This is a genomic window from [Lactobacillus] timonensis (assembly GCF_900240275.1).
GTDB classification, from domain to species: domain Bacteria; phylum Bacillota; class Bacilli; order Lactobacillales; family Lactobacillaceae; genus Limosilactobacillus; species Limosilactobacillus timonensis.
In genome coordinates, this window is the sequence record NZ_LT964761.1 from 831769 (window position 1) to 845249 (window position 13481).

At 51.8% G+C, this 13481-nt stretch carries 6 protein-coding genes and 3 rRNA genes; all 9 read left to right on the forward strand.

All coding sequences use genetic code 11. The annotated features are described in order from the left end of the window. Positions 1-6: 6 nt before the first annotated feature. The 9 genes from purD (at position 7) to C1710_RS04000 (ending at position 13481) form a co-directional block, all read left to right on the forward strand. A complete protein-coding gene (gene purD, locus C1710_RS03960; RefSeq protein WP_102280300.1) occupies positions 7-1275 on the forward strand; it encodes a phosphoribosylamine--glycine ligase in 1269 nt (422 codons plus the stop codon). 58 nt (positions 1276-1333) lie between these two features. Next, on the forward strand, positions 1334-3148 hold the full coding sequence (locus tag C1710_RS03965) for a heavy metal translocating P-type ATPase (RefSeq protein ID WP_102280303.1): 1815 nt from the start codon (positions 1334-1336) through the stop codon (positions 3146-3148). Positions 3149-3266: 118 nt separating this feature from the next. Beyond that, positions 3267-3962 carry a 2,3-diphosphoglycerate-dependent phosphoglycerate mutase gene (locus C1710_RS03970; protein ID WP_102280305.1) on the forward strand — a complete coding sequence of 232 codons (696 nt, stop codon included), beginning with the start codon at positions 3267-3269 and terminating at the stop codon, positions 3960-3962. 186 nt (positions 3963-4148) lie between these two features. Continuing rightward, on the forward strand, positions 4149-5177 hold the full coding sequence (locus tag C1710_RS03975) for a hypothetical protein (protein WP_102280307.1): 1029 nt from the start codon (positions 4149-4151) through the stop codon (positions 5175-5177). Between the two features lie 535 nt (positions 5178-5712). Continuing rightward, positions 5713-7287: ribosomal RNA gene (locus C1710_RS03980) — 16S ribosomal RNA — on the forward strand. A gap of 207 nt (positions 7288-7494) precedes the next feature. Then, a 23S ribosomal RNA gene (locus C1710_RS03985) occupies positions 7495-10413 on the forward strand. Between the two features lie 221 nt (positions 10414-10634). Continuing rightward, a 5S ribosomal RNA gene (gene rrf, locus C1710_RS03990) occupies positions 10635-10751 on the forward strand. The 16S, 23S and 5S rRNA genes sit together here, the layout of an rRNA operon. A 97-nt stretch (positions 10752-10848) precedes the next feature. Then, positions 10849-11442, forward strand: a complete 594-nt coding sequence (locus tag C1710_RS03995; RefSeq protein ID WP_180961294.1) for an Lreu_0056 family protein — start codon at positions 10849-10851, stop codon at positions 11440-11442. A 158-nt stretch (positions 11443-11600) separates the two neighbouring features. After that, a complete protein-coding gene (locus C1710_RS04000; protein WP_102280309.1) occupies positions 11601-13481 on the forward strand; it encodes a TerB N-terminal domain-containing protein in 1881 nt (626 codons plus the stop codon).

Below are 13481 nucleotides of genomic sequence, written 5' to 3' on the forward strand. Positions count from 1 at the left end.
TTAATAATGCAGGATCAGTTAACACTGCTCGTTATCGGCGAGGGTGGCCGGGAGTTTGCCATCGCCAAGAAGTTAAAGCAAAGCCCCCACGTGGCGACGGTCTACTGCGCGCCCGGCAATATCGGGATGCTGACGGTGGGGGTGACGCCGGTTAACATCGCCGAAATGGACCTCAATGGTTTGCTGCAGTTTGCCATTGAAAAGCACGTTGACTGGACCTTCGTGGGGCCGGAAAACGTCCTTTGCGCCGGCATTGTCGATAAGTTTCAGGCCGCCGGTCAACGGATCATCGGTCCCACCAAGCGGGCGGCCCAGCTGGAAGGGTCCAAAGACTACGCACTGCAATTTATGGACCGCTACCACGTGCCGACAGCCAAACACGAGACGTTTACCAGCGAAGAAGCCGCTGTGGCGGGGCTGGCTGACTTTGCCTACCCGGTCGTGGTTAAGGAAAACGGCCTCGCGGGCGGCAAGGGCGTTGTAATCGCTCCGGACTACACCAGTGCCGTGGACACCCTCCACGAGATGTTCGCTGGTCCACAAACGGCAGTCGTGCTCGAGGAATGCCTCACTGGTCCGGAATACTCGCTCTTCTGCCTCGTCGCCGGTGACCAGTACCGGCTCTTGCCAATGGCCCAGGACCATAAGCGGGCTTACGATGGCGACAAGGGTCCCAACACCGGCGGGATGGGAGCTTATAGTCCACTCCCGCAGCTGGCGGCAGCTGACCGTCAGCGGATGGTTCAAGAGGTTGTCGAACCGACCATTGCCGGCCTGGTCGACGGCGGTTATGACTACCATGGTATTCTCTACATCGGACTGATGATGACGGCAGACGGCCCGAAAGTCATTGAGTACAATGTCCGCCTGGGTGACCCGGAGACCCAGGTGATCTTGCCTCGACTGGCGACAGACTGGGCAGAGTTGCTGCAGGCAGTCGTCGACGATGACCTCTTGCCGGTGATCAAGGAGCGCGACCAGGCAGTTTTGGGAGTGGTACTGGCAGCCAAGGGCTACCCCGCCCACCCGGCTTACTACCCATCACTGGGTAAGCTACCGGACCAGGAAGGGATCGCGATTGACTACGCGAACGTCACCGGCCGGCTGGATGACCTGTACGGCGCTGGCGGCCGGTTGGCGATGGTACTTGCTGAAGCACCGAGTCTCCAGGAAGCGGCCCAGCGGGTCTACGACTACTTAGGCCGACTCAACGAACCGGACTGCTTTTACCGCCATGATATTGGCCAGAAGGCGGGAGTTAACTTTTTCTTTTAGTCTGCCTTTGCTTTATAATTGAAGTTAATAAGAGAATTTAATAAAGGAGGGCTACCAAATGAATACCAACCAGCGCAAACTGCTCGCCCTGGCGGGAGTCGCCATCGTGGCGGCAATCTGCCAGTGGGGCGTTGGTCACCCCGACTGGGCCCAGCTGATCGTTACTGCTGCTGGGGTTGTGATCGCGCTGTCGATGCTGTGGGGAATGGTCAAAAAGCTGCGCCACGGTGACTACGGCGTGGATCTTTTAGCCATCATTGCCATCACGTCTGCCTTGGCAGTCGGTGAGTACTGGGCGGCGATGGTGATCTTACTGATGCTGATCGGTGGTGACGCGCTTGAAGACTACGCTAACGAAAAGGCGCACAGTGAGCTCAAGACCCTGCTGGATAATACCCCACGGACCGCTCACCGCCTGGTCGACGGTCAACAGGAAGCAGTCAGTGTTGATGACTTACAAGTTGGCGACAGGGTTAAGGTCCTCCCTGGTGAACTAGTACCCGTTGACGGTCGGGTGACTGCGGGGCACAGCACGGTCAACGAGTCTTCCCTGACCGGTGAGTCGCTGCCGCTGACCAAGCAGGCCGGTGACGAGCTGCTGTCGGGGTCGGTTAATGGCGATGGTATTTTGGAAATGACAGTTGAAAAACGGGCGGCCGACAGCCAGTACCAGCAACTCGTGGCGTTGATCCAGGAAGCCGACCAGCAGCCGGCCCGGTTCGTGCGGTTGGCTGACCGTTACGCGCTTCCTTTTACCATTATTAGCCTGGTCATCGGTGGTCTTGCCTGGGCCTGGGCGGGTGACCCGGTCCGTTTTGCCCAGGTACTGGTAGTCGCTTCCCCGTGCCCCCTAATTTTAGCTGCACCGGTGGCCTTCGTTTCGGGGATGAGCCGGTCGTCGGCTAGCGGGATCGTCGTCAAAAGCGGTGACGTGATTGAAAAACTCGCTACTGCCCGCTCAGCCGCTTTCGACAAAACCGGGACGCTGACCGCCGGACAATTAGCGGTCAGTGCGGTCATTCCGGCGTCAGGAACAGCTGAAGCTGAACTCCTCCGCCTCGCTGCCAGCGCCGAACAGGGCTCCAACCACGTTCTGGCACAGTCGATTGTGCAACGGGCGCGGGAGGCCGGATTAACATTAAGTCAGCCGACCCAGTTAGAGGAAGTCACCGCCCAGGGGGTAGTGGCCGAAATTGGTGGACGGCAGGTGCGAGCTGGCAAACGGACATTTGTCGCACCGGACGACGACATTGCGGCTGCCAACGTCACGGCAGTTTACGTCGCGGTTGATGGTCGCTACTGCGGGCGGATCGAGTTGGCTGATAAATTGCGGCCAGAAGCGCGGGACACCATTGATGAACTGCGGTCTGCGGGTGTGAAGACGATCATCATGGTCACCGGTGACAATGCGGCGATTGCCCAGCGGATTGCCAATAAGCTGGGGATCACCAAGGTCTTCGCTGACTTGCTGCCCAAGGACAAAATCACTCACCTGCAGGGCCTGCCAGCAGACGAGCGGCCGAGTATCATGGTCGGTGACGGCGTCAATGATGCGCCGGTGCTCAAGGTTGCCGATGTCGGGATTGCGATGGGCGCCCGCGGGTCGAGTGCGGCCAGCGAATCGGCTGACGTCGTGATTTTGACCGATAACCTGCATAAGGTGGCTAATGCCGTCACCATTGCCGAAGAAACACTGGCAATTGCCAAGCACGCCGTTCTGATTGGCATCTTTGTCTGTGTTGCCCTGATGCTGATTGCGGCCACCGGGGTCGTGCCGACAATTATCGGGGCCCTCCTCCAGGAAGTGGTCGACACGGTCTGCATCCTCTGGGGATTGCGGGCCCGCCGGGGCAGCCGTCAGCTTGCTGAATAAGTTCAATTCAATGAGAAAATAACAATCTGTTGGTCGCCACTTGGTATTTAGGGCGGAATGGATTAAAATATAACAGTAATTCTGTTACATGACTTTTAAGAAGAAAGAGGTCAGATTAATGGCAAAACTGGTTTTGATCCGTCACGGACAAAGTGAATGGAACCTTTCCAACCAATTCACTGGTTGGGTCGACGTTGATTTGAGTGAAAAGGGTGTTGCCCAGGCTAAGGCTGCCGGCAAGGCCATCAAGGAACACGGGCTGCAATTTGATTACGCCTACACTTCAGTTCTGAAGCGGGCCATCAAGACGCTCCACTACGCACTGGAAGAATGCGACCAGCTGTGGATTCCGGAATACAAGACTTGGCGTTTGAACGAACGTCACTACGGTGCTCTGCAAGGGCTGAACAAGAAGGCCACTGCTGACAAGTATGGTGCCGACCAAGTTCACATTTGGCGTCGGTCATACGACGTTCTGCCGCCACTGCTGAAGGCTACTGACGAAGGTTCAGCTGCCAAGGACCGTCGTTACGCTAACCTTGACCCACGGACGATTCCGGGTGGTGAAAACCTCAAGGTTACCCTGGAACGGGTTATCCCGCTGTGGCAGGACCAAATTGCACCAAAGCTGCTGGACAACAAGAACGTCATTATTGCTGCCCACGGTAACTCCCTGCGTGCGCTGAGCAAGTACATCGAAAACATCTCTGATGATGACATCATGAACCTGGAAATGGCTACTGGCCAGCCGGTCGTTTATGACTTCGATGACAAGCTGAACGTTTTGAACAAGGAAAAGTACGATATTGACTAGGGTTGCAGGTTAATCTAAGCTGATAACTAACGAAGGGCCGCGAATATTCGTGGCCCTTTCCTAATTTCACAGAATCTTTCAATTATGAGAACATAATGATCATTTTTGCCCGGCAAGATAAGATTGTTATGGCCTGTGTTATGATATTAACCAGAAAATGATCAATTATAAGTAAGGTGGGAAACAATGGCTAAACAAGTTTCAATTAAACAATTTTGGGCGGATTTAAGGACCGCCCTGAAAGAACGGTACTGGTCAGCAGTCTGGCCGATCGCCGGGGGGATGTTGCTGCTGTTGGCAATTTCCGTTTTGATTTCACTGGGAATCGCCCGCGCATTCATGACCTTCATGATGATGTTTCAAATGATGATGTACGGGATGAGCTCACTCTCAATGGCCCTGATGGTGATGGTTGGCATGTGGATCCTCATTGCTGCTTTAGTAGTGGTGGAATTCTTCCTCCAGTTCCTGGGTGTTGCTAGTGCCTATGCCTGGTTGGATTACCTCCGTCATCCGGAAATGAAGTTAAACGCCAGTGCTGTGTGGACCTACTTTAAGCACTTGAAGAAAAACCAGATTCTGCGCTTGACGCTCTACATGAGTTTCTTCATCTTCTTATGGCAGCTGCCATTAATGATCGTCGGGGCACTGCCGGTGATTGCCAAGATCAGCTGGCTGAGAATTGTTTTAAACATTATCAACGACATTATCGTTGTCTGGAAAGGGTTGGAATACTCGCAGGCAATTTTCGTTTACCGTGATCGCCAGGAAGACTTCCTCGGCCAGTCCATGCGTCACGCCATTACTGCCAGCCGGCGGTTAATGGGTGGTAACAAGGCTAGTTACCTAATCGTTTCGATCCTCTTTATCGCGCTGCCAATGTTGGTACTGGGAGCCATCTTTGGGGGGATTGCCTTTTATGGTGACTACACTGGTACTTACCCGTTAATGTGGACGGGGGTAATTTTGCTGATTATCGCCGAATTGATGTTTATTCCGGTGGCATTATTGGTTGCTGCACAGTTCTATCAACGGATTGCCAAACCAGAACTCGTTGTCGACAGCTTTACTGACACCTTCAAGCCAGTAGATGAGTTGACCGGGGTCAAGTATGATGATGACTGGCGGGGAGTTCAACCGAGGACGACCAAGCAGGTTGACCCGCAAGTTAAGACGACGAATGAGAAAAAGACTGAAGCGAAGAAAGGCGAATAAGCTTTAAAATAAACAGCATGGTGCGTTTTGATGGCACCGTGCTGTTTTCTTTTTGGTTTGGGTTGAACAATCTATACCACTAGTCAGCTAATCATCGTCCAATCGCGAACTTTTACGCAAAAAAAGGCGAAAAAGTTGCTGTTTCAAAATAAATTAAAAAAGTTGGTTTTTATCGTTGACATTTAGTCGCGACCCCGGTATAGTTAATACTCGTTGGCGCGGCAATACGTTGTCGCATCAAGGCCTGACAGTTAAAATTAGTTGTTGACCTTGAGCTGCTAACATGGTATATTAATAAAGCTGCTGATTGAGTTATTCAATTGGTTATCAAAAATTCCTCTTGACAATTGATTGGCAGTTTGATAATATAGTATTTGCTGTCACGTTGAGTGACAACAAGGTAGACCTTTGAAAACTGAACAAAGTTTCGACGAACACAAATGTGCAGGGTCCTTGATCTTATGATCGAGGCAAAACATTTGCGAAGTCAATTCGCTTAACTAATAATTTGAGAGCTATTTCAAAAGCTCATATCTAATATGAGAGTTTGATCCTGGCTCAGGATGAACGCCGGCGGTGTGCCTAATACATGCAAGTCGAACGCACTGGCCCAACTGATATGACGTGCTTGCACTGATTTGACGATGGATTACCAGTGAGTGGCGGACGGGTGAGTAACACGTAGGCAACCTGCCCAAGAGCGGGGGATAACATTTGGAAACAAGTGCTAATACCGCATAAGATTGATGACCACATGGTCATCAATTTAAAGATGGTTTCGGCTATCACTCTTGGATGGGCCTGCGGTGCATTAGCTAGTTGGTAAGGTAACGGCTTACCAAGGCAGTGATGCATAGCCGAGTTGAGAGACTGATCGGCCACAATGGGACTGAGACACGGCCCATACTCCTACGGGAGGCAGCAGTAGGGAATCTTCCACAATGGGCGCAAGCCTGATGGAGCGACACCGCGTGAGTGAAGAAGGGTTTCGGCTCGTAAAGCTCTGTTGTTGAAGAAGAACGTGCGTGAGAGTAACTGTTCACGCAGTGACGGTATTCAACCAGAAAGTCACGGCTAACTACGTGCCAGCAGCCGCGGTAATACGTAGGTGGCAAGCGTTATCCGGATTTATTGGGCGTAAAGCGAGCGCAGGCGGTTTTCTAAGTCTGATGTGAAAGCCTTCGGCTTAACCGAAGAAGGGCATCGGAAACTGGATGACTTGAGTGCAGAAGAGGGCAGTGGAACTCCATGTGTAGCGGTGGAATGCGTAGATATATGGAAGAACACCAGTGGCGAAGGCGGCTGCCTAGTCTGCAACTGACGCTGAGGCTCGAAAGCATGGGTAGCGAACAGGATTAGATACCCTGGTAGTCCATGCCGTAAACGATGAGTGCTAGGTGTTGGAGGGTTTCCGCCCTTCAGTGCCGCAGCTAACGCAATAAGCACTCCGCCTGGGGAGTACGACCGCAAGGTTGAAACTCAAAGGAATTGACGGGGGCCCGCACAAGCGGTGGAGCATGTGGTTTAATTCGAAGCTACGCGAAGAACCTTACCAGGTCTTGACATCTTGCGCTAACCTAAGAGATTAGGCGTTCCCTTCGGGGACGCAATGACAGGTGGTGCATGGTCGTCGTCAGCTCGTGTCGTGAGATGTTGGGTTAAGTCCCGCAACGAGCGCAACCCTTGTTACTAGTTGCCAGCATTCAGTTGGGCACTCTAGTGAGACTGCCGGTGACAAACCGGAGGAAGGTGGGGACGACGTCAGATCATCATGCCCCTTATGACCTGGGCTACACACGTGCTACAATGGACGGTACAACGAGCAGCGAACTCGCGAGGGCAAGCAAATCTCTTAAAACCGTTCTCAGTTCGGACTGTAGGCTGCAACTCGCCTACACGAAGTCGGAATCGCTAGTAATCGCGGATCAGCATGCCGCGGTGAATACGTTCCCGGGCCTTGTACACACCGCCCGTCACACCATGGAAGTTTGCAATGCCCAAAGTCGGTGCGCTAACCTTCGGGAAGCAGCCGCCTAAGGCAGGGCAGATGACTGGGGTGAAGTCGTAACAAGGTAGCCGTAGGAGAACCTGCGGCTGGATCACCTCCTTTCTAAGGAATTAATCGGAAACCTGCACAGCGTTGATAACTTTGTTCAGTTTTGAGGGGGTTACCCTCAAACTTGTACTTTGAAAACTAAACAAGATCTAAATTTTCTTTATTCACAAATAAACCGAGAACACCGCGTTATTTGAGTTGTTTAACGAAAAAATCGCATTACTCAATTAACTGTGGTGAACAACGGAAGTTGTTCATCAAGGTTAAGTTATGAAGGGCGCATGGTGAATGCCTTGGTACTAGGAGCCGATGAAGGACGGGACTAACACCGATATGCTTCGGGGAGTGGTAAGTACACTTTGATCCGGAGATTTCCGAATGGGGAAACCCAATCAACTTAGTCGTTGATTACTTGACCAGTGAATCTATAGCTGGCAAGGGGAAGACGCAGTGAACTGAAACATCTAAGTAGCTGCAGGAAGAGAAAGAAATTCGATTCCCTCAGTAGCGGCGAGCGAACGGGGAAGAGCCCAAACCAACGAGCTTGCTTGTTGGGGTTGTAGGACTGAACATTTGAGTGAGCAAAGTTCGACGTAGTCGAAGCAGTTGGGAAACTGCGCCAGAGCGGGTGAGAGCCCCATAGGCGAAACGTCAAACTCTCAGTTCAGGATCCTGAGTACGGCGGAACACGTGTAACTCCGTCGGAAACCGCGAGGACCATCTCGCAAGGCTAAATACTACCTAGTGACCGATAGTGAACCAGTTCCGTGAGGGAAAGGTGAAAAGCACCCCGGGAGGGGAGTGAAATAGTTCCTGAAACCATGTGCCTACAAGCTGTCGGAGCCCGTTAATGGGTGACGGCGTGCCTCTCGCAGAATGAACCGGCGAGTTATGATCACGTGCAAGGTTAAGGCGGAAAAGCCGGAGCCGCAGCGAAAGCGAGTCTGAAATAGGCGTACGAAGTACGTGGTTATATACCCGAAACCAGGTGATCTAACCATGACCAGGTTGAAGGTGCGGTAAAACGCACTGGAGGACCGAACCCGTATCTGTTGCAAAAGGTTGGGATGAGTTGTGGTTAGCGGTGAAATTCCAAACGAACTTGGAGATAGCTGGTTCTCTCCGAAATCTCTTTAGGGGGAGCCTTGGACAAAGAATCTTGGAGGTAGAGCTACTGTTTGGACTAGGGGCCCGTCATGGGTTACTGACTTCAGATAAACTCCGAATGCCAATGATTCATATCCAGGAGTCACACGATGAGCGATAAGGTCCACCGTGGAAAGGGGAACAGCCCAGATCACCAGTTAAGGTCCCAAAATATATGCTAAGTGGAAAAGGATGTGGAGTTGCATAGACAACTAGGATGTTGGCTCAGAAGCAGCCACCATTTAAAGAGTGCGTAATAGCTCACTAGTCGAGTGATCCTGCGCCGAAAATGTACCGGGGCTAAGCATATTACCGAAACTGTGGATGTGCACTACGTGCACGTGATAGGAGAGCGTTCTAAGGGCGGCGAAGTCAGACCGTGAGGACTGGTGGAGCGCTTAGAAGTGAGAATGCCGGTATGAGTAACGAAAGACAGGTGAGAATCCTGTCCACCGAATGACTGAGGTTTCCTGGGGAAGGTTCGTCCTCCCAGGGTTAGTCGGGACCTAAGCTGAGGCCGAAAGGCGTAGGCGATGGATAACAGGTTGAGATTCCTGTACCAGTTGATTGCGTTCGAGCGAAGGAGGGACGCAGGAGGCTAAGCAATCCGGACGGATGGAAAGGTCCGGCCAAGCAGCAAGTTAGGAGTTGAGTCAAATGCTTAACTTCGGGTTAACAAGCTGTGATGGGGAGTGAAATTAAGTAACGAAGTTGCCAACGTCACACTGCCGAGAAAAGCTTCTAGCAAGTAATCAACTGCCCGTACCGCAAACCGACACAGGTAGTCGAGGAGAGTATCCTAAGGTGAGCGAGTGAACTCTCGTTAAGGAACTCGGCAAAATGACCCCGTAACTTCGGGAGAAGGGGTGCTGACCGGAAGGTCAGCCGCAGTGAAGAGGCCCAGACGACTGTTTATTAAAAACACAGGTTTCTGCAAAATCGTAAGATGAAGTATAGGGGCTGACGCCTGCCCGGTGCTGGAAGGTTAAAAGGAAGAGTTAGCTTCGGCGAAGCTCTGAATTGAAGCCCCAGTAAACGGCGGCCGTAACTATAACGGTCCTAAGGTAGCGAAATTCCTTGTCGGGTAAGTTCCGACCCGCACGAAAGGCGTAACGATCTGGGCGCTGTCTCAACGAGAGACTCGGTGAAATTGAAATGCCTGTGAAGATGCAGGCTACCCGCGACAGGACGGAAAGACCCCATGGAGCTTTACTGTAGCTTGATATTGAGTGTTTGTACTGCTTGTACAGGATAGGTAGGAGCCGTAGAAGTCGGAACGCTAGTTTCGACGGAGGCGTTGGTGGGATACTACCCTTGCAATATGACCACTCTAACCCGCGTCACTGAACGTGACGGGAGACAGTGTCAGGTGGGCAGTTTGACTGGGGCGGTCGCCTCCTAAAAGGTAACAGAGGCGCCCAAAGGTTCGCTCAGAATGGTTGGAAATCATTCGCAGAGTGTAAAGGCACAAGCGAGCTTGACTGCGAGACAGACAGGTCGAGCAGGGACGAAAGTCGGGCTTAGTGATCCGGTGGTTCCGCATGGAAGGGCCATCGCTCAACGGATAAAAGCTACCCTGGGGATAACAGGCTTATCTCCCCCAAGAGTTCACATCGACGGGGAGGTTTGGCACCTCGATGTCGGCTCATCGCATCCTGGGGCTGTAGTCGGTCCCAAGGGTTGGGCTGTTCGCCCATTAAAGCGGTACGCGAGCTGGGTTAAGAACGTCGTGAGACAGTTCGGTCCCTATCCGTCGTGGGCGCAGGAAATTTGAGAGGAGCTGTCCTTAGTACGAGAGGACCGGGATGGACATACCGCTGGTGTACCAGTTGTTCCGCCAGGAGCACCGCTGGGTAGCTATGTATGGATGAGATAAACGCTGAAAGCATCTAAGTGTGAAACTCGCCTCAAGATGAGATTTCCCATTCCATTAGGAAGTAAGACCCCTTAGAGATGATGAGGTAGATAGGGTGGAAGTAGAAGCGCCGTGAGGCGTGGAGCGGACCACTACTAATCGGTCGAGGACTTAACCAAGTGAGAAGCGGTTAGGTTCTGGTTGAAAGTGAAAAAGANAAGTAAGACCCCTTAGAGATGATGAGGTAGATAGGGTGGAAGTAGAAGCGCCGTGAGGCGTGGAGCGGACCACTACTAATCGGTCGAGGACTTAACCAAGTGAGAAGCGGTTAGGTTCTGGTTGAAAGTGAAACAAGGATTGATAGATCTGGTTTAGTTTTGAGAGCGCAAGTTCTCACGAGTGTGGTGGCAATAGCATGAAGGATACACCTGTTCCCATGCCGAACACAGTAGTTAAGCTTCAGCGCGCCAAAAGTAGTTGGGGGATCGCTCCCTGCGAGGATAGGGCGTCGCCACGCGATAATAAGCGTCATGATCTTGATGGTCATGACGTTTTTTTGTGCCTTCTTTTCCGTGCCACACATATGCTATGATTAACGTGATGAGGTGAAGGAAATGAAGAAGAAAACGGTTAGTGCGGTCTTATTATTGCTGTGTTGTCTCTTATTAGTGGGCTGCCAAAGTCATGACAGTCAAGAACATTCGTCATCACATGAAACGACCACAAAGACGACTACTCGCAATCACTCATCCGAGAACCAGGGGAACGCTATTGCTTCCAGTTCAACCAATGCCAATGAATCATCAGCCGTCAAAGCCACCAAAGTTGACGATAAAACGACCGGGGTGATGTTGGCCCTGTTAGTTTATCCGGATTGGCTGAAAAACTATATCGGGACGAAGTGTTTTTGCTACTGCCCAGCTAGTGAAAACAAAATGGGCGGCCGCTTGGCCGGCTACAGTTATTTGACCGCTAATGGTGACCCGACCAGTTATCTCTACTACAAGGTTAATGGCGATGTCGTTACTTACACGGTTTGGGTACCAGGCGAAAATAGCGTTGCCGATGGTCATTACGAAACAAAGACTGTCTCTCTTGCACGGCTGGAGAAGGATTATTACGTTACCCAAAGTCAAAAGGATGAAGTCAATGGTTATGTCAGCAAGCTAAATGACGAAGCCGACTACGCCAAAAAGATCAACAACTAGGTAACAAGAAATTGTGGTATTGATGGTCATGTGGAGAACATGGCCTTTTTTAAGTTACCTAGTGCAGACCACGTGCTATTATTGCGTTAATAAGCGGAAATTGGTAAAATCGAACGCGTGTACGATGAACGTTTTTGACAGAAAAGGGGGTCTGCTGGATGGATAAAACAAGCTTGGCTAGTTTCCTGCTTAATAAGTACGGGCAACGGCTCAGCTCGGTGACGAGAAACGGGATCGACGCGACCGCCGCGCTAGTCCGCAATGACTTTACACCCTGGCTGATGTTTTATACCAATAAGCAGGATGACCCCCATGCGATGGCAGGGACTGATGGTGAGTTAGCCATTAAGTGCGGCGCGTTAAGCTTTATGCTGACGAAAATCCCTATCTTTTTTAAGCCGTCACTGACTGATGAGGCTGGTTGGATTGGTGTTTTAATGTCAGATAAGAATGACCGAGCAATTAAGGACTTGATTGATTCGGCTTGGCGTTCCCAGGGGCGCGGGTCGGCGCCGATTAAGTATGTTAACTTAACCGAGCAGGACGACCAAACTGACGACTACCAACCGGAGTTTATTACTGGCCGGCCGGCGAAGATGGAGAAAAAAGACGATGTCGTCTTACCACTGCAGTTGCGGAAAATGAAGGAATCTTACGACTATCAAATCCCGCTCGCCCACCGGCAGGAGGTTAACTTTTACCGCCAGGGACAGATGGTGTCGGACTATACCGACGACTATGAAGACTTTGCGGAGCTTTACCGGAGCAATCCCGACTATCACGGCCTCACCAACGGGCAACTGCGGACTTACTTCGCCTTACGAACCCAGTGGCGCCAGGAAAAGTACCCCCGTTTTCAGCACGGCATGGGCGGTTATTTGACTCTTTACATGAGCGAACTGGTTAACCTGATCGGCTGTGAATCGCCGGAGCAGGCCTTTGATTCCTTGCGTAAATTCCAACGGCATTATCAGGCCCACTTTCTGCCTGGCAGGCGACCGGAAGAATTTCCCCGTGACATGGTTCGCTATTATGGGCTCGACCATCAGCGAGCCGCAAAAGTCTTTCAGAACGAGCTCAGTCAGGATAAAAAACTGCACATCGTTTTGGACCCCGACCAGTACTCGGCGGAAGAACTCTTTGCGGTGTTTGCCGGAGCGACAAAACACTACCAGACGGCGCGATTGTATAAGGACGACCCACAGCGTTTCCAGAAAATTTTTAAGCTCGTCTGGCAACGTATTTCGGCGAAAAAGGAAGAATATTACGACTTTGTGGGCCAGTACCTGACTGCCCCAACAACTAGGGAGGGTGGGACCCTCTTTGAAGGGTTGATCTTTGATGACCGGCTACAGGAAGACCGTGTCTACCAGCTGGATTCGCTGCGGACTTACCGGATTGTCGGCCGCCTTTATAGTTCGAATGACTTGACGCCGTGGCTGCCTAATAAGGCGGCGTTGAAGAAGTTATTCCGGGAAATTGACCGGGCGACGCGCATTGCCTTTCAAGTGGGGCGACCACTGAAGGAACGGAAGGTTGATCCGGAAATTAAGACGGCAATCAAGGAAGGCCTGCGTGATTACCAACAACAGCAGCAAAAAGCCAAGCTAGACCGGGTGCCGATTCACCTGGACCACCTGGAAAAGATTCGGGATGACGCCGCGGTTACCCAGGAACAACTGTTGACCGACGAAGAGGTTGATGAACAACCGGCAGCAGAAGAAATTCCGCCAGCCCCAGCGAGTGCACCTGAAGACCAGGCGGAGAACGCACCGGAACAAGCAACCAGCGACGAAGACCTCCCAGACCTCACTGCTGATGAGTGGTTCTTCCTGGGCGCTCTGGTCAACCACCAGCCGTACGCGGCACGCTTAAAGAAGCACTTCCTGATGGCGTCGCTAGTGGCGGATGAAATCAACGAGAAGTTATTGGACGAAATCGGCGACACGGTGATTGAATTTGATGACGATGACCAGCCGCAAATTGTCGCGGATTACCTGACTGATATTCAGGACTTACTAAAGAAAAAGGAGGAGTAA

Bases quoted from the DNA above. Each gene is read 5' to 3' on its own strand.
- purD (WP_102280300.1), top strand. From the start codon at position 7: ATGCAGGATCAGTTAACACTGCTCGTTATCGGCGAGGGTGGCCGGGAG.
- C1710_RS03965 (WP_102280303.1), top strand. From the start codon at position 1,334: ATGAATACCAACCAGCGCAAACTGCTCGCCCTGGCGGGAGTCGCCATC.
- C1710_RS03970 (WP_102280305.1), top strand. From the start codon at position 3,267: ATGGCAAAACTGGTTTTGATCCGTCACGGACAAAGTGAATGGAACCTT.
- C1710_RS03975 (WP_102280307.1), top strand. From the start codon at position 4,149: ATGGCTAAACAAGTTTCAATTAAACAATTTTGGGCGGATTTAAGGACC.
- C1710_RS03995 (WP_180961294.1), top strand. From the start codon at position 10,849: ATGAAGAAGAAAACGGTTAGTGCGGTCTTATTATTGCTGTGTTGTCTC.
- C1710_RS04000 (WP_102280309.1), top strand. From the start codon at position 11,601: ATGGATAAAACAAGCTTGGCTAGTTTCCTGCTTAATAAGTACGGGCAA.